Source organism: Pseudomonas sp. ATCC 43928 (assembly GCF_005938665.2).
In the GTDB taxonomy this organism is placed as follows: Bacteria; Pseudomonadota; Gammaproteobacteria; order Pseudomonadales; family Pseudomonadaceae; genus Aquipseudomonas.
Map to the genome: position 1 here is coordinate 2,548,280 of NZ_CP041753.1, position 22,064 is coordinate 2,570,343.

Here is a 22,064-nt window from a genome sequence, read left to right on the forward strand (position 1 = left end):
GATTCCTCACTGGGCAGCGAACTGCATTTCCGGGACGTGGTCAGGCACGATCAGTTTGCCGGCGGTCTTGGCGACGATTTCCTCAACGCTCACGCCTGGTGCGCGTTCCTTGAGGATGAACGCACCGTTGTGGATTTCCAAGTAGGCCAGGTCAGTCAGTACGCGTTTGATGCAACCGGCGCCGGTCAGCGGCAGGCTGCAGCGGGGCAGCAGTTTCGACTCACCGTCCTTGGAGGCGTGGGTCATGGTGACGATGATGTTGTCCGCACCGGCCACCAGGTCCATCGCGCCGCCCATGCCCTTGACCAGTTTGCCGGGGATCATCCAGGAGGCGATGTTGCCTTCGACGTCCACTTCGAACGCGCCGAGTACGGTCAGGTCGATGTGGCCACCACGGATCATCGCGAACGATTCGGCGGAGGAGAAAATCGACGCGCCGATACGCGCAGTCACGGTTTGCTTGCCGGCGTTGATCATGTCGGCGTCGACTTCGGCGTCGGTCGGAAAGGCGCCCATGCCGAGCAGGCCGTTTTCCGATTGCAGCATGACTTCCATGCCTTCGGGGATGTAGTTGGCGACCAGGGTCGGAATGCCGATGCCGAGGTTCACGTAGTAGCCGTCCTGCATTTCGCGGGCGACGCGCTGAGCCATTTGTTCGCGGGAAAGTGCCATTGTTGTTATTCCTTCATTCGGTCCGGGGGCAGGGGATCACTTACGCACGGTGCGCTGTTCGATGCGCTTTTCGAACGTGCCGCAAATGACCCGGTCGACGTAGATGCCAGGGGTGTGGATCTGCGACGGGTCCAGCTCGCCGGGTTCGACGATTTCTTCGACTTCGACCACGGTGATCTTGCCGGCGGTGGCGGCCAGCGGGTTGAAGTTCTGGGCGGTGTGGCGATAGACCACGTTACCGAAGTGGTCGGCTTTCCAGCCTTTGACGATGGCGAAGTCACCGGTGATGGATTCTTCCATCAGGTACTGGCGGCCCTTGAATTCGCGCACTTCCTTGCCTTCAGCGACTGGAGTGCCGACGCCGGTGGCGGTGAAGAACGCCGGGATGCCGGCACCGCCTGCGCGCATTTTCTCGGCGAGGGTGCCTTGGGGGGTCAGGACGACTTCTATTTCGCCTTTAAGCAGTTGGTCTTCGAACAGTTTGTTCTCGCCGACGTAGGAGGCCACCACTTTGCGGATCTGCCGGTCCACCAGCAGCACGCCGAGACCGAAACCATCGACGCCGCAGTTGTTGGAGACCACGGTGAGGTCACGGGTGCCCCGGTGCTGAATCTCGGCGATGAGGTTTTCCGGAATCCCGCACAGGCCGAAGCCGCCGGAGATCACGGTCATGCCGTCTTCAAGACCGGCCATCGCTTCCTCATAGGAATACACGCGCTTGTCGAACCCTGCCATATGCACCTCTTTTATTCTTTGTGGGCGGCTGGCTAGCCGGATGGGGAGGGAGTGTCTCGCCGCAGGATTTATTTGTTAAGTTGATTTTTAAGGTTGATTGATAGATAAAACTCACCAATTAGTTCGCGCTATGTTGGAGACAGTGGCCATGACCGTTAAACAGATCCGCGCCTTCCTGGCCGTGGCCCAGAGTTTGAGCTTTGCCGTGGCTTGCGAACGGCTGCACCTGTCCCAGTCGGCGTTGAGCCTGACCATCAAGGCGCTGGAGGAGGGCCTGGGCGGGCGCCTGTTCACCCGCAATACCCGCAACGTCGCTCTGACCGCCGAGGGTGAATCACTGCTGCCACTGGCCCGTCGGCTGATTGCGGATTGGGACAACGCCGAGGATGAACTGCGCCAACGTTTCACCCTTCAGCGCGGCCGCGTGACGCTGGCGGCGATGCCATCGTTTGCCGGCAACCTGCTGCCGCCGATCCTCAAGACCTTTCGCGCGCGTTATCCCAAGGTCAACGTCACGGTGAACGACGTGATCAACGAGCAGGTGCTGGAAATGGTCCGCGACCGCCAGGTGGAGCTGGGCGTGGCGTTTGAGCCGACCCAGAGTTCGTCGCTGCAATTTACCCCGTTGTACATCGACCGGTTTGTGGCGGTGGTGCCGCTTGATTCACCGCTGGCGGACCTGGGCGATATCGATTGGCAGACCTTGCTCAAGGAACCGTTCATTACCTTGCAGCGACCGTCCACGGTGCGGGTGATGCTCGAAGAGCACTTGCAGGCGCGGGGCATGAAATTGCCGGTGGAGTTTGAAAGTCATCAGTTGGCAACGGTCGGGCGGATGGTGGCCAGCGGACTGGGCGTGAGCGCGGTGCCAGCGTTGTGCGCCGGGCAGATGCGCGAGCTGGGCGCGCGTTGCATCACCCTGCGCGACCCGGTGGTGGAACGGGCGATCGGGGTGCTGACGACGGGGCAAGAACTGTCGGCAGCGGCGCAGGCGTTGTTCGATATTCTCAAGGCCGAAAACCTGGGTGAGCGTCTGAGCTGATCGCGGTCACCTGTGGAAATGGACTGCGGCGAGGGGGCAAGCCCCCTTGCCACACAAGCCCGCCCCGACAGGGATTGGGTTTAGCCTGCTTGGGTGATGCGCCTGCCCTTATTTACGCGCCTCCAGAATCAGGTTGAACGGCGTTTCCGTGGCTCGCCGGAACTGGGTGAACCCCGCTTCGGTGAAGACCTTGCGCAACCGTGCCTCGCCTGCCTGGGCACCGAGCCCGAGGCCGACCTCCTGGGACAGCGAGTTAGGTGTGCAGATAAAGGTCGAAGCGGCATAGAACAGCCGTCCCACCGGGTTGGTGTTCTCGTCAAGCGTGTCGTTGGCGAAGGGCTCCACCAGCAGCACCGTACCGTCGGGTTTGAGCGATTCATAGGCATGCTTTGCGGCACCGACCGGGTCACCCATGTCGTGCAGGCAATCGAAATAGCAAATCAGGTCATAGTCGTCGCCCGGATAGCTCTTGGCGTTGCCCTGGAAGAACCGCGCCCGACCGGACACGCCACCTTCTTCGGCGCGCTGGGTGGCGACGGTGATCGAAGGCGCGTGGTAATCGAAACCGACGAACCGCGACTCGGGGAAAGCCTGGGCCATGATCACGGTCGAGGCGCCGTGGCCGCAGCCGATGTCTGCCACTTTCGCGCCAGCCTCCAGTTTGGCGACCACCCCGTCGAGGGCCGGCAGCCACTCGCTGACCAGATGCGCCTTGTAGCCTGGGCGGAAGAACCGCTCGGTGCCGCTGAACATGCACGGATGGTGATCGCCCCAGGGCAGGGCGCCGTTGCCGCGCATGGCGTTGACCAGTTTGTCCTTGTCATGAAAAAACGACGCAACCACCGCCATACCGCCGGCCACATAGACCGGTGAGTCTTCGATCGCCAGCGCCAGGGCTTGCTCTTCAGGCAGGCGGAACTGGCCGTCGCGGTGTTCCATGTAACCGGAGGCCGCGTGGGCGCTGAGCCATTCACGCAGCAGGCGGGTGTTGCAGCCGGTCTTCGCGGCGAGTGTTTCGGGGGTGACGGGCTGACTGTCGGCCATGGCCCGGTACAGGCCGAGTTCTTCGCCGAGGATGACGTTGGCGAGCATCGCCGCGCCCCCCATGTCGCTCACCAGTTTGCCCATGAAATCATTGAGTCTGGCCTCGTCCATCTTGTGTGCTCCTTCAGCAGGATCACGGCCCGCAGGCATTGTTTGTCGAGGCATGCGCCTGTGGGCGGTGATCGTGGGAATGAACAGGACGATAACCGCGTCCTGGCTCCCCCCGCGGGGGGTAATCAACAAGTCTAGTTCGTGTATCCCTCTGTATCTGGCTGCCTGTCCGATACAGTGCGCTGAGAAGAGGGGTGTTTGCGCACACAGACCCGACACACCGAGGCGCTTGACTGGGCCTGCCGGCCGGCACTGATTTTCAGGCGCTGGAGACCGGATCCCAGGATGAGATCGACACCATGCAAATTCCCCTTACATCTGCGCAGGCGACCGTCGGGCTAGGCTTGCGCCGCGGTTTGATGAAGGACCTTCAAGCAGCCTCGGCGGGCGCTTTCGACTTTCTGGAAGTCGCGCCGGAAAACTGGATCGGCATCGGCGGCGCGCATGGCGCGGCGTTTCGTGCCCTGGCCGAGCGTTATCCATTGTCCTGTCACGGCTTGTCCTTGTCGCTGGGCGGATCGGCGCCGCTGGACGTCGGGCTTCTGCGGGAGGTGCGGGTTTTCCTCGATCACTACAAGGTGCCGCTGTACAGCGAACACCTGAGCTACTGCAGCGATGACGGGCATCTTTACGATCTGCTGCCGTTGCCGTTTACCGAGGAAGCGGTGCATCACGTTGCCGCCCGAATTCGTCAGGCACAGGACATTCTCGGTCGGCGCCTGGCGGTGGAAAACGTCTCCTACTACGCCGCGCCGCAGCAGGACATGGACGAATTGACGTTCACCAACGCAGTGCTGCGCGAAGCCGATTGCGACCTGCTGCTGGACGTCAACAATGTCTACGTCAACTCGATCAATCACGGTTTCGATCCGCAGACGTTTCTGGCGGGCATCGACACGGGGCGAGTGGTCGCGATGCATGTGGCGGGGCATTTCGACGAATCCGACACCCTGAAAATCGACACCCACGGCGCCTCGGTCAAACCGGTGGTCTGGGCTTTGCTGGCCGAAGCGTATGCGCGGTTCGGCGTACAGCCGACGCTGCTTGAACGGGACTTCAATTACCCGGCGTTCTCTGAACTGGTGAGCGAGTTGCAGACCATCCGCCGACTGCAGGAGGAGGCGGACCGTGGATAAACCGACGCTGTATCAGCAGCAAGACACCTTGACTCGCTACCTGCGCGACCCTGAGCACTGTGCTCCACCCGCCGGGATGGACGTGGCACGGGCGCAGGTTTATCGCGATCTGGTGTTCTCGAACCTGTCGTCGTTGCTCAGCGGCACCTTTCCGGTGTTGGTGAGAATACTGGGGGACAGTGACTGGCGTTCTCTGGTGCGAATCTTCCTGCGGGACTACCGCGCTCACACGCCAAAATTCGGCGAGATCGCCCGGGAGTTTGTCGAGTTCCTCGCATCGATTCCGCTGGCGCTGAACGATGGGCCATGGCCACCGTTCATGGTCGAACTGGCGCATTACGAATGGGTCGAAATGGCCCTGCAACAATCCGACGCCGAGCCGCTACCCGCCAGCGATGCAGGGCTGCTGCTGGATCTACCGTTGCAGGTTTCGCCACTGGCCTGGCCGTTGGCCTATGGCTGGCCGGTGCAAAAAGTGGGGCCGGATTATCGGCCGCAAGTGCCACCGACTCAGCCGACGTTGCTGTTGGTGCGTCGGGCTGAAGACTGGAGTGTGAAGTTTTCCGAACTGAGCCCGCTGGCGTGGCGGTTGTTGCAGCGGATCGGGGAATTTCCTGAGCTCGATGGCCGGTCGCAACTGGAAGGGCTGGCGGTGGAGGCAGGGATGGCGGGGTCGCAGGCCTTTATCGATAGTGGATTGGCGTTGTTGCGGCAGATGCATGGGGAGGGGGTAATCGGCATAGCGGCCTGACCGTACGCAATCCCCCAAACACCAATCCCCGTGGGAACGGGCAAGCCTGCTCCCATTGGGGTTGGCGGTGCTTATTGGGGCTTCGGTAACCTGAGCTCCGCACACAACCCACCGTCCACGCGATTGCTCAAGGTCAGTGACCCGCCAATCGCCAGCGCCAATTGCTGGGCAATCGCCAACCCCAACCCGGTCCCGCCGGTACTGCGGTTGCGTGAGTTTTCGACGCGGTAGAACGGCTGCATCACCTGGGCCAATTGCTCTTCGGCAATCCCCGGCCCTCGGTCCATGACCTTCACCGACAAGCTGCCGTCGGCCTTCGTTTCCACCCACAACTCAGCCGCGCCAGCGAATTTCAGCGCGTTGTCCACCAGGTTCACCAGCACTCGCCGCAAGGCATGGGGCCGGGTGTCGATGACTGCGGCGCTTTTGCCGCCCAGCTGCACGTCTTTGCCCATGTCCTGATAGTCGAACACCAGGCTGTCGAGGAACGAATCCAGATCGGTGCGGCGACTTTCCTCGGTGGCGCCATGGATGCTGCGGGCATAGGCCACGCCTTCGCGCACCAGGTGTTCCATCTCGCCGAGGTCATTCCACAGTTTGTCTTTTTCGCTGGAGTCGTCCATGAATTCGGCACGCAGTTTCATGCGCGTGATCGGGGTTTGCAGGTCGTGGGAAATCGCCGCCAACAGTTGCATGCGCTCCTTGAGATACGCCGCGATGCGCGCCTGCATGGCATTGAATGCCCTGGCGGCGTAGGCGACTTCGGTCGGGCCTTTTTCATCGAGGTGCACGGCGTGGGTGTTGGGGTCGAGGGTTTCCACCGCTTGGGCCAGACGGGTGAGCGGGCGGATGGCGATTCTCACGGCCAGCCAGGTGCAGGCGATCAGCAGCGCCAGTTGTCCCAGTAATACCGCCGGTAACCACGGGGACAAAGGCACCATCGCGGGGCGCACGTCGATGGTGACGGGGCTGCCGTCCTTCAGTTTCAGATGGGCCTGGAAGTGTTTCTTCGGGCCGGGGATGTCGGTAAAAGTCAGCGGATATTCATGGCCGATGGCGTCCTGAATCGAGGGGACGGCAATCGGCACATCGCTGGGCGCCATCGGTGTGCCGGGCGAACCTTCATTCAGCAGATAACCATAGTTGGTGCGTTCCAGGCGCTGCAGCCAGCTCGCTCGTTCGTTGGCAGGCAAGCGGTCGAGGATGGCGAGGGAGGTCGAAACGTCGGTTTCCAGATTGCCCAGCATGGTGTTTTTCGCGCTTTCGTAACGCTCGTAGTACTGCGCGCCAAAGGACAACGCCTGGGCGAGGATCAGGCCGATCAGGAAAATCAGCGACAGCCGCGAGGCCAGCGTGCGGGGCCAGTGCAACGCAAGGTTCATGACGGCGCACCGAGCACTTCCACCGGCAGGGAAAACACATAGCCTTCACTGCGCACGGTCTTGATGTAGGCCGGTTCCCGGGCGTCGTCCAGCAGACGCTGACGCAAGCGGCTGACCAATAAATCGATGGAGCGGTCAAACAGATCGGCGTCGCGACCCTGGGTCAGGTTGAGCAACTGGTCGCGATTGAGCACCCGCTGAGGATGATCGAGGAACACCCGCAGCAAACGATATTCCGCGCCGCTGAGGGCGACCATGGTGCCGTCCTGGTCCAGCAGATGCCGGGCCGAGGTGTCCAGGCGCCAGCGACCGAACGCCAGCAGGCGACCGCTTTCGGTGATCACCAGATTCGGCGGCAGCATCCGCGTACGGCGCAGCACGGCGTTGATCCGGGCGAGCAGTTCACGGGCGGCGAACGGTTTGACCAGGTAGTCGTCGGCGCCCATTTCCAGGCCGATGATGCGGTCGGTTTCATCGTTGCGCGCGGTGAGCATCAGCACCGGCGTGGCCTTGTGTTTACCGGCGCGCAGCTCGCGGCAGAGCAGCAGGCCATCGTCGCCCGGCATCATGATGTCGAGCACAATCAGGTCCACCGGCGTGGTCTCCAGAAACGCGCGCATCTGCCGTCCATCCGCCACCACGGTGGTGCGCAGGCCGTTCTTCTTCAGGTAATTGCCTACCAGTTCCCGGATCTCGCGGTCATCGTCCACGATGAGAATGTGATCGACGTGTTCCATGGTCGCCATGCCTCTTGAGTAGGAGTTTTCGCGCAGTCTACCGAGTCAAGGCTCGCTCGCCCGCAGCGGTTTGTATTGCAGTGTATCTGGCCTGTCGGCGGATACACGGGGACGCAAAAACAGCCGGTTTCAGGGGTTTTGTATCGCTGTGTATCGCCGGCCGGTGTTGATACATAGCAATTTACTCGCGCCTGTTCCAGACACAGACGGGATACCTCGCGGGCTTCTAATGGCTTCCATCGAGGCAAACCCAAACCGCCTCGGCCCCATCAACGATTTGGCAACGATTGACCCATTGAAGCCCCGAGGAAACCACCATGAATACCAAAGCCGTCTGCGCCGCCTGCCTGTTTGCCGCCCTGAACATCTGCACCTTGTCGGCCCGGGCCGAAGCCAATGTCACCCCGCAAACCTACACCTATGGCACGCACCTGGACATCCAGAAAGTGCTGTCGATGAAAGAGGACGCCACGCCTTCCTGCGGGATTGTGAATGCGCGGATGACCTACCTGGATTCCCAAGGCAAAACCCAGGCCCTTGATTACCGCAAATTCGCTGACAACTGCAACGAAGACAACTGAGTCCTTTGCTCACCCGTTATCAATCCCTTTTTTGAAACAGGAATAACTCCATGAACAACGCCACCCGCTTTTTGACCGCCATCGTCTTTTCCATAGCCGGCGTCGCCGCTCATGCCAACGCGGCTGTTGAACAGAGCAGCTGTGTCAGCAGCACCTGCTTCCAACTGACGCCGCTGGTGGCTGAGGATGGTTCCAGCCGCACACCGCAGGGGCAATTGGTTGCAGAGAACGGCTCCAGCCGGACGCCACAGGGCCAGCAGTTGGAAAACCAGATGGCTTGAAGCCAGGCACTGTTCCGATGAACTCAATATTCCCAGTGTGGGAGCAGGCTAGCCCCCACATGGGACTCGTATTCTCAAGGTGAACCCATGTTTCTCATCGCATTCCTGGGCGGCATTTTGACCGTCCTCAGCCCCTGCATCCTCCCGGTCGTGCCGTTTCTGTTTGCCGGTGTTAAACGCACACGCACCTCGATCCTGCTCACCCTCGGTGGCATGGCCCTGACCTTCGCCCTGATCTCCAGCCTGGCCGTGGTCAGCAGCGATTGGGTGATACAAGCCAACAACACCGGCCGCCATGTGGCGCTGATCGTGATGGTGCTGTTTGCGCTGTCGCTGATCTCCGCCCGCATCGGCGGCTGGCTGGCGCGGCCGTTCGTGTTGCTGGGCAATCGCCTCGACCCCAACACTCGCAAAATGTCCGGCCCGCTGGGCTCGGTGATGATCGGCGTCGCCACCGGCCTGCTCTGGGCACCGTGTGCCGGGCCGATCCTCGGTGTGATCCTCTCCGGCGCGATGCTGCAAGGCGCCAACGCTCAGACCAGTCTGCTGCTGGTGGCGTATGGCCTGGGCAGCGCGTTGTCACTGGGCACCTTGATCTTCGCCGGTCGCGGCCTGGTCAATCGCTTGAAACCGTCGATTCCGGTCACCGGTTGGCTGCGTCGCGGCGCGGGTGCCGGGGTGTTGGTCGCGGCGGCGGTCATCGCCACCGGCACCGAAAACAGACTGCTCGCCGGCACCTCCTCCGAAGGTGTTACCTCGGTGGAACAGCAGGTGCTGGAAACCGTGCCGAAAGTGGTCGATTACCTGGTCAGCAAGGTCAAGGCCGACCCGATGGACGCGGCCAAAGGTGCGATGCCGTCACTCTCCGGTGCGGTCGAATGGCTCAACTCGCCAGCGCTGAGTAACGACTCCCTGCGCGGCAAAGTTGTGCTGGTGGATTTCTGGACCTATGACTGCATCAACTGCCAGCACACCTTGCCCTACGTGAAGGACTGGGCGAAAAAATATGAAAAGGACGGCTTGGTGGTGATCGGCGTGCACACCCCGGAATACGGTTACGAACGCATCCTCGACAACGTTCGCGATCAGGTGAAAAAGCTCGGCATCACCTACCCGGTGGCGATCGACAACAACTACGCGATCTGGCGCGCCTTCGACAACCAATACTGGCCGGCTCACTACCTGATCGATGCCAAGGGGCAGGTGCGTTACAGCCACTTTGGCGAGGGTCGCTACGAGACTCAGGAGCAGATGATCCGGCAGCTGTTGGAAGAGGCCAAGGCGCCTGCCGCGTAACCTTTCCAATCAATGGCTCACAGGTTGCGCACCATGAGCCATTGGTCGTTTTCCCAGGCCTGAAAACGCTCCAGCACTGTCCATCCGCGTCTGGCGTAGTAATCGCTTTGGTCCCGGGTGTGCAAATAGATCTTCGCCACGCCACGTTCCCTGGCCTGCGCGCATATCCCCTCAATCAAGCGCTCCGCCAATCCTTTTCCCCTTGCTTGGGGTGTGACGAACACACAAGCCAGCCAAGGACCCAGGTCAGGCCGGTGAGCCAGGTCGGCGGCGGCCAGTGCCGCACCACCCAGCAGGCGGTCTTCATCCAGGGCGATCAAACATTGCCATGTGCCGTCGAATTGGCCGTCAGCGAATTCCCGTTGCCACTGAGGCAAGGGCTGGTCGGCGTATTCATAGTGGAATTGTTGGTGAATCCATGAAGCAAAGATGTCGCTGTGGTGCATGTGGTGAGCGAGCCAGTCCAGGCGAGGCATGGGGGAATCCTTTCAAAAGACGGTGGCCCATAAGAGCTGATTCATGGCGCATCGGCAATCCCGGGGGCCGGGTGTTAATCCTGCGTTACAAACGCATGACCATGCATCGGAGACCGGCGTATTTCGTGAGTCTGCCGGACGACCGGGCAGGACGGATACCTGTCCGGGAGCTTTAGTTTGTGGACGGGGTCGCTTGCGACCCTGCCATCACCATCATGAAAGGGAGAGGGTTATGCCTAAGTTCATTATTGAACGCGAGCTTCCAGGAGCTGGCGCACTGCCGCCGCAGGAACTCAAAGCGATCTCGCAAAAATCCTGCGATGTGTTGCGCGGGTTGGGGCCGCAAGTGCAATGGCAGCAGAGTTACGTCACGGGCGACAAGATTTATTGCGTGTACATCGCGCCGAGCGAGGAGCTCATCAGGGAGCATGCCAAACAAGGTGGTTTTCCGATCAACAGCGTTTCCCGAGTTGTGAACATCATCGATCCCACCACGGCGGAGTAAGCCGGGACGCGTTCCAACCCGCAGCGGAGCAGACTTCATGAGCACACCCATTGATCTCACCGCCCTGAAAAACCGTCAGATGACTGCGTGGGCCAGCGGCGACTACGCCGTGATCGGCACCACTTTACAGATCGTCGGCGAACAACTGGCTGAAGCCTGCGACCTGCTCTGCGATGAGCGGGTGCTGGACGTCGCTGCGGGCAACGGTAATGCCACGCTTGCCGCTGCGCGCCGGGGCTGTAAGGTCACGTCCACCGACTATGTGGCCAAGCTGCTTGAGCGTGGCGAAGACCGGGCACGGGCGGAACACCTGAACGTGACCTTTCAGGTGGCCGATGCCGAGGCGCTACCTTTCGAGGATGCCAGTTTCGATGCCGTGCTCTCGACCTTTGGGGTGATGTTTACCCCGGATCAGCCAAAGGCTGCCGCGGAATTGGCGCGGGTGTGCCGCCCGGGAGGCCGGATCGGCCTTGCCAACTGGACGCCTGAAGGCTTCGTTGGCCAGATGTTCAAGGTACTGGGGCGCCACATGCCGCCACCCGTGGGCGCTCAACCGCCTTCAAACTGGGGCTCCGAAGCGTGGTTGCACTCGCACTTCGATCAGCGCGACTTCGTGCTTCAGGTGACACGACGCTTATTCAACTTCCGCTATCGTTCGGCCGCCCATTTCATCGACACCTTCCGCACCTGGTATGGCCCGGTTCACAAGGCTTTTGCGACCCTGCCACCCGAAGGGTCCGCCGCCCTGGAACACGACCTGACGGAACTGCTCAAGCGCCTGAACCGAGCGGGAGAGCGGTCGCTGGTGGTGCCCGGTGAATACCTGGAGGTGGTGATCACCCGGCGTTGAACCGGTAGTGCAAAAAAAACTGTGGGAGCAACCACCTGTGGCGAGGGATTTCAACCCGCCCAGTCACTCATCCAGTGATTCGGTGTACACCACCCACACGCTGCATGGCATTTTGTACAGCACATGCTCCACCGTGCTGCCGATCAACCGGCCCATGCCGCGATGGCCGATCCGGCCCATGACGATCACATCCACATCATGGGTCTCGGTGTAGTGGGTCAGTACCTTGGTGGGGTTGCCCATGATCATGTGCCGCTGCTCCGGCGCGATGCCGTTGCGCGCGGCCAGTTCGTTGAACGCATCCTCCTGGAGGTCGAACAGGGTCTTGATCTGGCCTGAAGAGAAAAGCGCCGAACCGTTATAGAAGTTGAACTCATCCGCGCTGATGGCTGAAAGGTCGCAGGCGTAGACCACATCGAGCTCGGCATTGCAGGCGCTCGCCAGTTTCGATGCTTCGTGAAGGATTCGGTCGTTGAAACTTTTGTAGTGATCATCGCGATGAAGCGGGTCGACCGCGGCGACGATCTTGCGCGGCAACGCGCGAGTGGCATGGCTGACGAAATGCAGCGGCACCGGGCATTCGCGCAGCAAATGCACGTCGAGGGGCGTAAACACCAGTCGCGACAGCCGCGATTGATGCTCCAACGCCTTGATCAGCACGTCCATCGGCTGCTCTTTGAGGTGAATCAGGATTTCCTCCAGCGGATGCTCGACCCAGGCCACCTCGGTGGTGACGTGTACACCGATCTTGCGCAAGGGATGGGCCTGTTCCTCAAGCCACTGGCGGTGACGCTCGACGTAGCCCAGGCGCATCTGTTCCAGGGCTTTTTCGTTGACCAGGCTGGCGGTCGCCAGACCTTCCAGATAGTCGAAGGCCACGATGTGCAGGGCTGCCCCCTCGGCCTTGGCCAGCATCGCGGCCCGGTCGAAGGCGGGGCTGTGTTCCATCAGCGGTGAAGCGACCAGCATGAAGCGTGATTCACCAGACATGACAAACCTCCCGTGGGTAAGCGAGCAGACGGTGGTCGTTCAATACATCTCAATCCTTTCATTATTGACCATGATCAACCCCTCGTCCGGTTCTAATGTGGGAGCGGGTTTGCTCGCGATGCGCTCTCAAGCGTCTTCCAAAGCTCGCGCATCGTCGGGTTCTGATTGGCGATCGAACAATACGAACGAATCTCCAGCCGGGTCTTCCATTCATCGCCGCCGGCCAGCACCAATTGCCCTCGCTCCAGCTCATCGGTCACGGCGCTCAGGGGCAGCCAGGCAACGCCGTAGCCCTCGATCGCCATTCTCATCAGCAACATGGCCATGTCCGCCTCAAAGCAACGATCAAGCACGCAAGCAGTCGGTGCATTCTTGATGACAATATCGGCCACACGGCCCAAAAAAGTGGTCGCGGTATAGGCCAGGTGCGGCACTGGTTTGGCGGCCGTCCCCGGCAGCCGATGCAACGGTTTGCCGTTATTGTCCGGCGCGCACAGTGGAACGAACGAATCATGCCCCAGGGTCAAGCTGCCGAACTTCTCGGGGTCGAGCTGGATCGGGGCGAGGGGATGGTGGTAGACGATCATCAAATCGCAGCTGCCTTCCTCCAGCGCAATCACCGCATCGTGGATGTTCGCGGCCACCACGCGAGCATTGAAGGGCTCATTCTGCTGTTGGAACTGGGTGAGCCATTTAGGCAGGAAGGTCATTGAAAGACTGTGCCCGGCGGTGACCTGAATCGAGCGCCCCGGCATTCGTTCGCCTTCGCGAAGGGCCAGGCGCAATTGCAGCAATGCCGACAACGCCTCGCGCCCCTCTTCACAGAAGCTGCGGCCCGCTTGAGTCAGCTGGACAGGATAAGTGCCGCGATCCACCAGTTCGGCGCCTACCCATTCTTCAAGTGAACGAATCCGTCGGGACAGCGCGGACTGCGTGACGCAACGCACTTCGGCCGCTCGGGAAAAGTTCTTCCATTCGGCAATCGCCAGAAGATCGTCCAACCATTTGGTTTGCATGCTGGCACCTCATTGCGTCTCTGGCGAAGAGTTTACTGCGGTGCAATGGCGCCATTGAGGGTATTTCGCAAACTATTCCAAAAACGCATCAGCCTATGGTGATTACTCATCATCCGGCGTGAAGGGCGTCCTTAGAATCGGTGCCACAACCCCGCTGCCGCAGAGCATCGGGGGGACTTCAATCTTGTCTCCTGCCAAGTAAAAAGACCTACAAAACCACTTGAGGAAATGCACCGTGAAAAGAAACAGACTACCCCGCCAGATTGCGATGGCTATCGCCTTGGGCGTCCTTGCAGGTTGGGCCTGCCATCATTTCGCAGCGGATGAGAAAGCCGCCCGGGAGATCGCCTCCTACTTCTCGATGGTGACGGACATTTTCCTGCGGTTGATCAAGATGATCATCGCGCCTTTGGTGTTCGCCACACTGGTCGGTGGTATTGCCAGCATGGGCAATTCCCGTTCCGTAGGGCGGATCGGCGCCAGGGCGATGATCTGGTTCGTGTCGGCCTCAATCATTTCGCTATTCATTGGCATGTTGCTGGTTAATGTGTTCCAGCCAGGCGCGGGCCTGGATCTGCAGGTGACTCAAGGCGCAGCGGCGCCGGCCGTTGTCAGCACGGGTGACTTCAGCCTCAAGGTGTTCATCAGTCACGTATTCCCTCGAAGCATCGCAGAAGCCATGGCCAACAATGAGATTCTGCAAATTGTAGTGTTCTCTTTGTTTTTCGGCTTTGCGCTGGCAGGCATCAAGCGCGCTGGTTACACGAAGATTACCGACAGCATTGAAGAGTTGGGCAAGGTGATGTTCAAGATCACCGACTATGTCATGGCCTTTGCGCCGGTCGGTGTCTTTGCCGCCATCGCTTCGGCCATCACCACCCAAGGTCTCGGCTTGCTGATCGATTATGGAAAACTGATTGCCGAGTTCTACCTGGGCATTGTGATTCTGTGGGGCGTGCTGTTCGCTGCCGGCTACCTGTTTCTGGGGCGTTCAGTCTTCACCCTGGGCAAGCTGATCCGTGAACCTATTCTGCTGGCATTCTCGACGGCCAGTAGTGAGTCCGCCTATCCAAAAACCATGGAAGCCCTGGAGAAGTTCGGCGCACCCAAGCGGGTATCCAGCTTCGTACTGCCACTGGGGTACTCATTCAACCTCGACGGCTCGATGATGTATCAAGCCTTCGCCATTATGTTCATCGCTCAGGCCTACAACATTGATTTGAGCTTTACGCAGCAGCTGCTGATCTTGCTGACGCTGATGATTACCAGCAAGGGCATGGCGGGTGTTGCCCGGGCTTCGGTGGTGGTCGTGGCGGCGACGTTGCCCATGTTCAATCTGCCAGAGGCTGGCATTTTGCTGATCATCGGTATTGATCAGTTCCTCGATATGGCCAGGACGGCCACCAATGTGGTGGGCAACAGCATCGCAACGGCCGTGATCGCTAAATCCGAGCCTCTCGAAGAGCCGGATGACGTGCCGCAATCCGAGGCGTCCCCACTGCCTGTTCGCTCTGTAGCCACCGTCTGAGCGCTACCACCATGAAAACGAAATCGAAGCCATCCCGTGAGTCTTCATTGGTACACAAACTGGGCATCGTCGGCGGGCTTGGCTCACTGGCCGGCGGCGATCTTTTCTATAAGTTGGTGAAGTCCAGGGCGGTACTGGAGGATCAAGGCCGCTATCACTTCCTGTTCGAGCAGCACCCGTTCAAAGATGTGCTGATGCCGTTGGATCGGGGCGCGAGCATGACCTCCAGAAAGTTCTATGTTTTCCAGGTCTGTCAGACTTTCGAGGCCAGCGGGGTCAGCGCGATCGTACTGCCGTGTTTTGCCAGTCACACTTTCCGCGAAGAGATACAGGAGGAGATAGGCATACCGGTTCTGGACATGATGGCCGCATTGCGCAGGCACATCGACCATGTTGTTGAACCCGGCACGGTATTGGGCATTCTCGCCTCAGACTATGTTCGTCACGCCGGTTTGTTCGAACGCTACTTCGGCTCCGACTTCAAACTCGTTTATCCAGGTGCTGACGAACAATCGGGGTTGATGGAAGCGATGTATGGCGTCAACGGCATCAAGGATGGTTACCTTGACGGTGTACCGCTGGAATGCGTGTATCAGGCCTGCCTGTCACTTCAGGAGCAGGGGGCCACGATGGTCTTGCCGGGCATGACCGAGCTCTCGTTGGTCTGCGGCGACCTGCAGCGTCGGGGCATCACGGTGCTGGATATCAATGAGATTTATGCCGGCTTCGCGACTCAGCAGAAAGGTCAGTCGAATCGCCCACCCTTCAAGCTTGGGATCGTAGGCGGGGTGGGGCCTGCGGCAACGGTCGATTTCATGGGCAAGGTGGTTGCGCATACACCGGCCGGCCGTGACCAGGAGCACATCAAGATGGTGGTCGAACAAAACCCCCAGATTCCTGATCGCACCGCCAATTTGCTGAATGACGAAACTGATCCGACGATGGCGATGTATGCCACCTGCAAGCGGCTTGAAAGCGCAGGAGCCAATGCGATTGCGATCCCGTGCAACACCGCCCACGCATTCGTCGAGCGCATCCAGGCACACTTGCGCGTACCCATTGTGAACATGCTTGCCGAGACGGTAGAGGCCATCGTTCAGCGGTATGGTGCCGGGAAAACAGTGGGGCTGCTGGCGACGTCGGGCACGATCAAGAGTCAGGTCTACCACGAGGCCGCCCGGCGGGCCGGGCTGCACATAATCGCCCCTGGTGTGGATTACCAGGCGTTGGTCATGGATGCGATTTATGGGGCGCTCGGGATCAAGGCCGGGTTCACCGAGGGTCTTTGCAGGGACCAACTCCTGATCGCCGCCGAGCACTTGTGTGAACTGGGCGCCGATGTGCTTATCCTGGGATGTACGGAGTTGCCGCTGGTGTTGCAGCACGGCGAGGCCTTCATGATCAAGGGGCATCAAGTGGCATTGATCGACCCGACGACCATTCTGGCTATGAAGTGTATTCGGCTTGCCGGTGAACATTCGGGCGAGCGATCAAATCTGCATCTTGGCTAAACAATTTTTGCGCCCCGTGCCTCCAGCAACTCCCGTAATACGGAGCGATGGCAGTGCGCTTCGTCTTCGCAATAACACCCCACGGCCAGTGAGGTTTGATGGGAGAGGGCGGCCAGCAGGTCCAGCAGCTGACTGGGCGCGGGATGGTTCATCTCGGCCTTGAACTTGCGCTTGAAGTTCTCCCAGGCTTTGGCATCTTCTGCCGCTTTGGCTTCGGCCACCAGTTCGGAGCTGGGGGACAGCAGCGGTTGCCACACATCATAGAAATCACGGCTGGCGAATTCGGCCTTCGGTACGCCACGGGGCGGGCGGCGTACCGTGCCCAGGCGCAGGCCTTCATTTGCGGTGCGGGGTGAGCCGAGTCGCACGATATGGATGGGCATGATCGTAGTGCCTATTTGAGCCGCGAGCCGTCGAACCACTCCAGCGCCGTGCGCCAGATGCAGATCCCCAGGAAGTACGCCGACATCAGCAGCCACAGGCCCATCACCAGTGGATTGATGACCGGATGGTTGAGCACCAGCGACAAGCTGCACAGCAACCAGATGGCCGTCACGGCAATGTTGATCGGCATGAAGCGGCGCACGCGGAACGGGTGCAGGAATTTCATTCGAGTCACGGTCAACAGCGCCAGGCCGATCACGGTGAGCAACGTGATCCACGGCGACGGACCGATGATGTACAGGCACAGCGCAACCACGTTCCACGCAGCGGGGAAGCCCTGGAAGTAGTTGTCCTTGCTCTTCATGTTGACGTTGCAGAAGCAGAACAGCGACGACACCAGAATCAGCGACACGGTCAGCAGCAGGGTGTAGTCCGGCAACGGGATGTAACGGTAGATGAACAGCGCCGGAATAAACACATACGTCAGGTAGTCGATCACCAGGTCGAGGATCGAGCCGTCGAAACTCGGCAGCACCGATTGCACATTGACCTTGCGTGCCAGCGCGCCGTCCAGCCCGTCGACGATCAGCGCCACGCCCAGCCACAGCAGGCAATGGGTGGGCTGGTTCTCCAGCAGGGCGAGGGTCGCGAGGAAAGCAGTGACCACGCCGGTGGCGGTAAAACCATGGGCGCCCCATGCTTTGAGCCTGGCGATGTGTACGGTGGATATCACGGGGGCGTTCTCCAGAAAATGAAGCAGCCAGTTATCACCCTGCTATTGAGGGCGTCGGCAAACCGGATCGGGTTGCAGGTATCGACCGGATTTTCGGGGATAAGGTTCACCACCTTTGAATCTTAGACGCCGCGCAAAAAAATACCCCGGAAATATCCGGGGTACGTCATGAGCGTTGTATGCCAGTGTTGTCAGCTTAATGAGGAAAGAACACACGCAGCCGATGGCTATCCGGGTCAAGGGCGACGAAGGTGCGACCGAAGTCGAGTTCGGTCGGTGTTTGCAGCATGGTCAGCCCGAGAGCGCTCCACTTGGCAAACAGTGCATCGACCTGTTCGGCAGACTCCACCGGGAACGCCAGCTCGGTCCCGCCGCCCGTTACAGTCGTTGCAGGTTCGGCGGTATGCCGCGACCAGAGCCCCAGTTTATAGCCGTCGTCCAGGACAAACAGGGCGAAGGTCGGCGACTCTTCCACGGGCTTGCGCTCCAGCAGAAACTCATAAAACCGTGCACTGACGGCGGGGTTGTCCACGAAAAGCAAAATGAAACGGGGAGTGATCATGGGGTTGCTCCATTAGAAGGTGGGCGCAGCATAAAAGGAGGCGCTGTCAGTTTCTGTCAGGAGTGTGAAGGGGCACCATTTGACGTCAGCCAGACGGAGTTGGCGGAATGTCCGGCGAGGACTATCGTTGCCTGACTTGGTTTCTGCCCATCAATGAGGACGTCGTCATGAACACCAGCGATTTGCTTGAGCAATTACTGCGGGCCGGCCAGGGCTCGTTGTCGCAACAAGGTGGTGGTGCGGCGTCGACTCAAGGCGGCTTGGGTGGCTTGCTCGGTGGCCTGTTGGGTGGCAGCGCGAGTGGAGGTGCTGGCGGCGGAGGTCTGGGAGGTTTGCTCGGTGGTCTGTTGGGCGGCGGTTCCCCTTCGGGCGGTTCAAGCCAATCGCGCTCGGGCGGCACCAACTATGCGGCGTTGGCCTCTTTGGGGATGATGGCCTTCCAGGCCTATCAGGCATGGCAACGCAGCCAGGCCTCGGCACCCCAACAGGCGCCGCGTACCGTTGATCTGTTGTCCGGTCCGGAAATCGAAGACCACAGCCACGCCATCCTTCGCGCCTTGATCGCCGCCGCCAAGGCCGACGGCCGTATCGACGACGCCGAGAAACAAATGATCAGCACTGAAATCGGCCGCCATACCGACGACCCGCAACTGCAACAATGGCTCGATGACGAAGTCGCCCGGCCGCTGGATGCCGCCGATGTGGCGCAGTCCGCTCAGGACCCGGGCATGGCCGCCGAGATGTACCTGGCCAGCGTGATGCTGGTGGACGATCAGCAGGACGCCGAGCGCAATTATCTGGATGAACTGGCCGCTGCGCTGAAGATCGATCCAGAGCTGCAACTGCACCTGGAGCAACAGGCCAAGGGCGGTGCGGCTTAAAAGGTTGAAAACGTGCCGTGCCTGCAACGACGCGACGAACGACGAGGCGGCCCCTCCTGCATGAAATACGTATTCCTGCAGGAGCTGCCGCAGGGCTGCGATCTTTTCGCGGCCATAACGCCTAATCGGTAACCTTCAAGCCCAATGCTGCAAAACACTCTTCGATCGATCGCCGCTGCGTCTCGGCATACAAGCCCAACTCATCAATCGTCGGCCGTCCCAGCGCCTTTTCGAACGCCTGTTGGTTCGAATGCACGCCATAGTGGGTTTGCGCCGCGTCCCCCAGGTTCGACTGAAAAATCCCCGCCGCACTGACCGGCAGGAAATCTTCGTACACCAGCGGTTCAACCCGTACATACCCGTCGCGGAGCAAATCCTCCAGCGACGCGTCTTTCAGCCCATCCGCCGCCAGGCCTTTTTCGGTCACGAAGTAGCGAAAGTACGCCAGTTCCTGTTGGCGCATATCCTCAACGGTGTCAGGGAATTCGCCAAAGTGCTGCGTCATTAGCGCGTTGTAGCGTGCGGCATTGGCTTCGTTGGGGAACTCTTTGAGCTCATCCCGGGCAGCGTTGAGCAAACGGTCGTAAAGCGCCCGGCCCTTAGGCGTGAGCGCTGCGCCGCGTTGTTCGATTTCACCGAAGCGGGCGCTGTGGCTGCCACGCATCTCGGCTTGATCGGTAAAAGCGATCGGCTCGTCCAGCGCCTTGAAGCTGGTTTGACGCAGCAGAATCGGGCATTGGCGGCGGGGTGGGCCTTCGATCACCGCTTTGGGGGTAATGCCATGGGCGGGCATTTGTGCCTGGACGATGTCGATGTCCAGGGTGCGCGGCGTCAGGTGGTTAATGTGCGGGCCTTTGAACGCCACCACGTCGGCGATCAGTCGATGCTGGGCGCTGAGTTGTTGGTACTGCTCGGCGGTGACGGTGGCGCTGTGGTGCCAGCGGAAGGTTTCCAAGGCTTGTGCGACGAAGTCCTGCGCCTCGTATTCGGTCAGCCCTCCCTGGGTTTCGGCGCGCTCGATGAGCGTCAGCGCAGCCGGGGTGAAGATTGAACGCTGGTCCAGCACTGATTGGGCAAAGGCCCGCAGTTCGGTGTCTTCGATAAGTTCCAGGCGCAGTAGCGAGGTGAACACCCGGAACGGGCTGACTTGCAACGCCGCCTCATGCACGGCACGGAACGCGGTGGAATGCACCGGCACGCCGGCCGGGGTCAGGTCGTAATAGCCCACCGGTTGCATGCCCATCACCGCGAACAGGCGGGCGAGGGTTGCCAGTTCAGTGGCGGTGCCGACGCGGATTGCACCGTGGCGTTCCAGGTCCAGTCGCTGGATTTCGCCGGTGCTGTGCAGCTGGCGGGCGATTTGCGGGTCGCTGTCCAGCACGTGGCGGTTGGTCTGTTCCACCAGTTCCATCAGCGCGCCGTACAGCGGCACTTCTTCGCGGTACATGTCGGACATCGCTTTGGAGAAGCGTTGGCGGATCAGGTCGGGGCTGACGAAATTCGGGTGGCTCATGAAAAAAATTCCTGGCGCAGTGACGTAACGGATGCCGGAAAAGATCGCAGCCTTCGGCGGCGCCGACAAACGAAGTTTCTGACGAACTTCATTCTGCCAAGGACTGTTCTTGCCACTCAGGCTGCTCGGTCAACGCAGCACTTGGTCCACCAATTCGATCCAGTGCCTGACTGGGGTGCGCCCGGCGCTGTTGAGGTGGCTCTGGCAGCCGATATTGGCGGTGGCGATGACTTCTGGGTGGCCGCTTTCCAGGGCGTTGAGTTTGTTGTCGCGCAGTTGCCGGGCCAGCTCCGGTTGGGTGATCGAATAGGTGCCCGCCGAGCCGCAACACAAATGACTGTCGGGTACAGCTGTGAGATTGAAGCCCAACCGCGTCAACACGGCCTCGACCGCGCCGCCGAGTTTCTGTGCGTGCTGCAAGGTGCAGGGGCAGTGAAAGGCGATCCGCCGGTCGGTGGCGGCGCAAACTCGCTCCAACGGCTCATCGGCCAGCACTTGCACCAGGTCCAGGGCCATTTCGCTGACTCGCCGGGCCTTGGCCGCATAAACCGGGTCGCGCTCCAGCAGATGCCCGTAGTCCTTGATGAATGCGCCGCAGCCGCTGGCGGTTTGCACGATGGCTTCGGCGCCGCTTTCCAGGTACGGCCACCAAGCGTCGATGTTGCGTCGGGCGCGGTCCAGGCCCACAGCTTGGGCGTCGAGGTGATAGTCCAGCGCGCCGCAGCAGCCGGCTTCCAGCACCGTAATCACACTAATTCCCAGCCGATCCAGCACCCGCGCCGTCGCGGCGTTGGTGTTCGGTGACAGACCGGGTTGTACGCAGCCTTCGAGCATCAACACCTGGCGCGCATGCCGAGGGACGGGGCGTTCGCCCGGAGCAGGGAGGTCGTGGGGTAACTTCGCCTCAACCCCCCGTGGTAGCAACGGCCGGAAAGTGGCGCCGATCTGCAGCAGGGTCTTGAACAGGTTCGGGTTTGGCGCCAATGCCCGCAGGCCCTGACGCAACAGTCGTTGACTGGCCGGGCGTGGCACCGCTTGATCGATCACGGCGCGGCCAATGTCCAGCAGGTTGTGATAATCCACCCCGGACGGGCAGGTGGTTTCGCAGTTGCGGCAGGTCAGGCAGCGATCCAGGTGCAATTGGGCCTGGGCCGTGGCGGGGGCGCCTTCGAGCACTTGCTTGATCAGGTAGATGCGCCCACGCGGCCCGTCCAGTTCGTCGCCGAGCAGTTGATAGGTCGGGCATGTAGCGTTGCAAAAACCGCAGTGCACACAGGTGCGCAGGATCTTGTCCGCTTCTTCGGCGCGGGGCAGTTGTCGGGCCTCTTCGCTGAGATTGGTTTGCAT

Annotated in this window: 24 protein-coding genes; 11 read left to right on the plus strand and 13 right to left on the minus strand. The window is 60.6% G+C overall.

From position 1 onward, the window contains the following. Nucleotides 1-6: 6 nt before the first annotated feature. Both FFH90_RS11720 and FFH90_RS11725 read right to left on the minus strand, forming a co-directional pair. Nucleotides 7-672 (minus strand): CoA transferase subunit B, encoded by a 666-nt coding sequence (locus FFH90_RS11720; protein ID WP_018928064.1) that lies wholly within the window; start codon nucleotides 670-672, stop codon nucleotides 7-9. A gap of 36 nt (nucleotides 673-708) precedes the next feature. After that, complete coding sequence (locus FFH90_RS11725; RefSeq protein ID WP_018928063.1) at nucleotides 709-1,407, minus strand: CoA transferase subunit A; 699 nt, start codon at nucleotides 1,405-1,407, stop codon at nucleotides 709-711. A gap of 148 nt (nucleotides 1,408-1,555) precedes the next feature. Here FFH90_RS11725 and FFH90_RS11730 point away from each other — a divergent pair, with 148 nt between their 5' ends. Further along, nucleotides 1,556-2,449, plus strand: a complete 894-nt coding sequence (locus FFH90_RS11730) for a LysR family transcriptional regulator (RefSeq protein WP_019649313.1) — start codon at nucleotides 1,556-1,558, stop codon at nucleotides 2,447-2,449. Nucleotides 2,450-2,557: 108 nt separating this feature from the next. Here FFH90_RS11730 and FFH90_RS11735 read toward each other — a convergent pair whose 3' ends face one another. After that, the gene (locus FFH90_RS11735; protein ID WP_064617006.1) at nucleotides 2,558-3,604 is read right to left on the minus strand and encodes a class I SAM-dependent methyltransferase; all 1,047 of its coding nucleotides are present in this window, start codon (nucleotides 3,602-3,604) and stop codon (nucleotides 2,558-2,560) included. A gap of 299 nt (nucleotides 3,605-3,903) precedes the next feature. Between FFH90_RS11735 and FFH90_RS11740 the strand changes: the two genes are divergently transcribed. Further along, nucleotides 3,904-4,740 carry a DUF692 domain-containing protein gene (locus FFH90_RS11740; protein ID WP_138867210.1) on the plus strand — a complete coding sequence of 279 codons (837 nt, stop codon included), beginning with the start codon at nucleotides 3,904-3,906 and terminating at the stop codon, nucleotides 4,738-4,740. Continuing rightward, on the plus strand, nucleotides 4,733-5,491 hold the full coding sequence (locus FFH90_RS11745; RefSeq protein WP_138867211.1) for a DUF2063 domain-containing protein: 759 nt from the start codon (nucleotides 4,733-4,735) through the stop codon (nucleotides 5,489-5,491). The genes FFH90_RS11740 and FFH90_RS11745 overlap by 8 nt, the downstream gene beginning before the upstream one ends. 71 nt (nucleotides 5,492-5,562) lie before the next feature. Here FFH90_RS11745 and FFH90_RS11750 read toward each other — a convergent pair whose 3' ends face one another. Both FFH90_RS11750 and FFH90_RS11755 read right to left on the minus strand, forming a co-directional pair. After that, complete coding sequence (locus FFH90_RS11750; protein ID WP_138867212.1) at nucleotides 5,563-6,873, minus strand: ATP-binding protein; 1,311 nt, start codon at nucleotides 6,871-6,873, stop codon at nucleotides 5,563-5,565. Further along, a complete protein-coding gene (locus tag FFH90_RS11755; protein ID WP_026286577.1) occupies nucleotides 6,870-7,610 on the minus strand; it encodes a response regulator in 741 nt (246 codons plus the stop codon). The genes FFH90_RS11750 and FFH90_RS11755 overlap by 4 nt, the downstream gene beginning before the upstream one ends. Before the next feature lie 317 nt (nucleotides 7,611-7,927). Between FFH90_RS11755 and FFH90_RS11760 the strand changes: the two genes are divergently transcribed. From FFH90_RS11760 to FFH90_RS11770, 3 genes are all read left to right on the plus strand, one after another. Beyond that, on the plus strand, nucleotides 7,928-8,191 hold the full coding sequence (locus FFH90_RS11760) for a DUF2790 domain-containing protein (RefSeq protein ID WP_138867213.1): 264 nt from the start codon (nucleotides 7,928-7,930) through the stop codon (nucleotides 8,189-8,191). Nucleotides 8,192-8,241: 50 nt separating this feature from the next. After that, nucleotides 8,242-8,472, plus strand: coding sequence for a hypothetical protein (locus tag FFH90_RS11765; RefSeq protein WP_138867214.1), 231 nt, complete (start codon nucleotides 8,242-8,244; stop codon nucleotides 8,470-8,472). Between the two features lie 87 nt (nucleotides 8,473-8,559). After that, a complete protein-coding gene (locus FFH90_RS11770) occupies nucleotides 8,560-9,768 on the plus strand; it encodes a cytochrome c biogenesis protein DipZ (RefSeq protein ID WP_138867215.1) in 1,209 nt (402 codons plus the stop codon). Between the two features lie 17 nt (nucleotides 9,769-9,785). On the opposite strand, the gene FFH90_RS11775 is transcribed toward FFH90_RS11770, so the two are convergent. Next, on the minus strand, nucleotides 9,786-10,244 hold the full coding sequence (locus FFH90_RS11775; protein ID WP_018928053.1) for a GNAT family N-acetyltransferase: 459 nt from the start codon (nucleotides 10,242-10,244) through the stop codon (nucleotides 9,786-9,788). 232 nt (nucleotides 10,245-10,476) lie between these two features. Between FFH90_RS11775 and FFH90_RS11780 the strand changes: the two genes are divergently transcribed. After that, nucleotides 10,477-10,749, plus strand: coding sequence for a DUF4242 domain-containing protein (locus FFH90_RS11780; protein WP_018928052.1), 273 nt, complete (start codon nucleotides 10,477-10,479; stop codon nucleotides 10,747-10,749). Nucleotides 10,750-10,786: 37 nt separating this feature from the next. Next, the gene (locus FFH90_RS11785; protein WP_086945479.1) at nucleotides 10,787-11,599 is read left to right on the plus strand and encodes a class I SAM-dependent methyltransferase; all 813 of its coding nucleotides are present in this window, start codon (nucleotides 10,787-10,789) and stop codon (nucleotides 11,597-11,599) included. Nucleotides 11,600-11,662: 63 nt separating this feature from the next. On the opposite strand, the gene FFH90_RS11790 is transcribed toward FFH90_RS11785, so the two are convergent. Together FFH90_RS11790 and FFH90_RS11795 are read right to left on the minus strand one after the other, a co-directional pair. Continuing rightward, on the minus strand, nucleotides 11,663-12,589 hold the full coding sequence (locus tag FFH90_RS11790) for a universal stress protein (RefSeq protein WP_064617013.1): 927 nt from the start codon (nucleotides 12,587-12,589) through the stop codon (nucleotides 11,663-11,665). Between the two features lie 92 nt (nucleotides 12,590-12,681). Beyond that, nucleotides 12,682-13,605, minus strand: coding sequence for a LysR substrate-binding domain-containing protein (locus FFH90_RS11795; protein WP_138867216.1), 924 nt, complete (start codon nucleotides 13,603-13,605; stop codon nucleotides 12,682-12,684). 235 nt (nucleotides 13,606-13,840) lie between these two features. Between FFH90_RS11795 and FFH90_RS11800 the strand changes: the two genes are divergently transcribed. Then, nucleotides 13,841-15,133, plus strand: coding sequence for a dicarboxylate/amino acid:cation symporter (locus FFH90_RS11800; protein ID WP_138867217.1), 1,293 nt, complete (start codon nucleotides 13,841-13,843; stop codon nucleotides 15,131-15,133). 11 nt (nucleotides 15,134-15,144) lie between these two features. Next, a complete protein-coding gene (locus tag FFH90_RS11805) occupies nucleotides 15,145-16,644 on the plus strand; it encodes an amino acid racemase (RefSeq protein WP_138867218.1) in 1,500 nt (499 codons plus the stop codon). Here FFH90_RS11805 and FFH90_RS11810 read toward each other — a convergent pair. The 3 genes from FFH90_RS11810 to FFH90_RS11820 form a co-directional block, all read right to left on the minus strand. After that, nucleotides 16,641-17,027, minus strand: a complete 387-nt coding sequence (locus tag FFH90_RS11810) for a DUF488 domain-containing protein (protein ID WP_138867219.1) — start codon at nucleotides 17,025-17,027, stop codon at nucleotides 16,641-16,643. The two genes, FFH90_RS11805 and FFH90_RS11810, sit on opposite strands and share 4 nt — an antisense overlap. A gap of 11 nt (nucleotides 17,028-17,038) precedes the next feature. Then, nucleotides 17,039-17,761, minus strand: a complete 723-nt coding sequence (gene pcsA / locus FFH90_RS11815) for a phosphatidylcholine synthase (protein WP_018928045.1) — start codon at nucleotides 17,759-17,761, stop codon at nucleotides 17,039-17,041. Nucleotides 17,762-17,957: 196 nt separating this feature from the next. Further along, complete coding sequence (locus FFH90_RS11820; protein WP_018928044.1) at nucleotides 17,958-18,323, minus strand: VOC family protein; 366 nt, start codon at nucleotides 18,321-18,323, stop codon at nucleotides 17,958-17,960. 107 nt (nucleotides 18,324-18,430) lie between these two features. Here FFH90_RS11820 and FFH90_RS11825 point away from each other — a divergent pair, with 107 nt between their 5' ends. Continuing rightward, nucleotides 18,431-19,204: a tellurite resistance TerB family protein gene (locus FFH90_RS11825; protein WP_138867220.1), complete on the plus strand. Its 774-nt coding sequence runs from the start codon at nucleotides 18,431-18,433 to the stop codon at nucleotides 19,202-19,204. Between the two features lie 121 nt (nucleotides 19,205-19,325). On the opposite strand, the gene FFH90_RS11830 is transcribed toward FFH90_RS11825, so the two are convergent. Both FFH90_RS11830 and glcF read right to left on the minus strand, forming a co-directional pair. Continuing rightward, nucleotides 19,326-20,717, minus strand: coding sequence for a VOC family protein (locus FFH90_RS11830; RefSeq protein WP_064617019.1), 1,392 nt, complete (start codon nucleotides 20,715-20,717; stop codon nucleotides 19,326-19,328). Nucleotides 20,718-20,846: 129 nt separating this feature from the next. After that, entirely contained in the window at nucleotides 20,847-22,064 is a 1,218-nt protein-coding gene (gene glcF / locus FFH90_RS11835; RefSeq protein ID WP_138867221.1) for a glycolate oxidase subunit GlcF, read from the minus strand.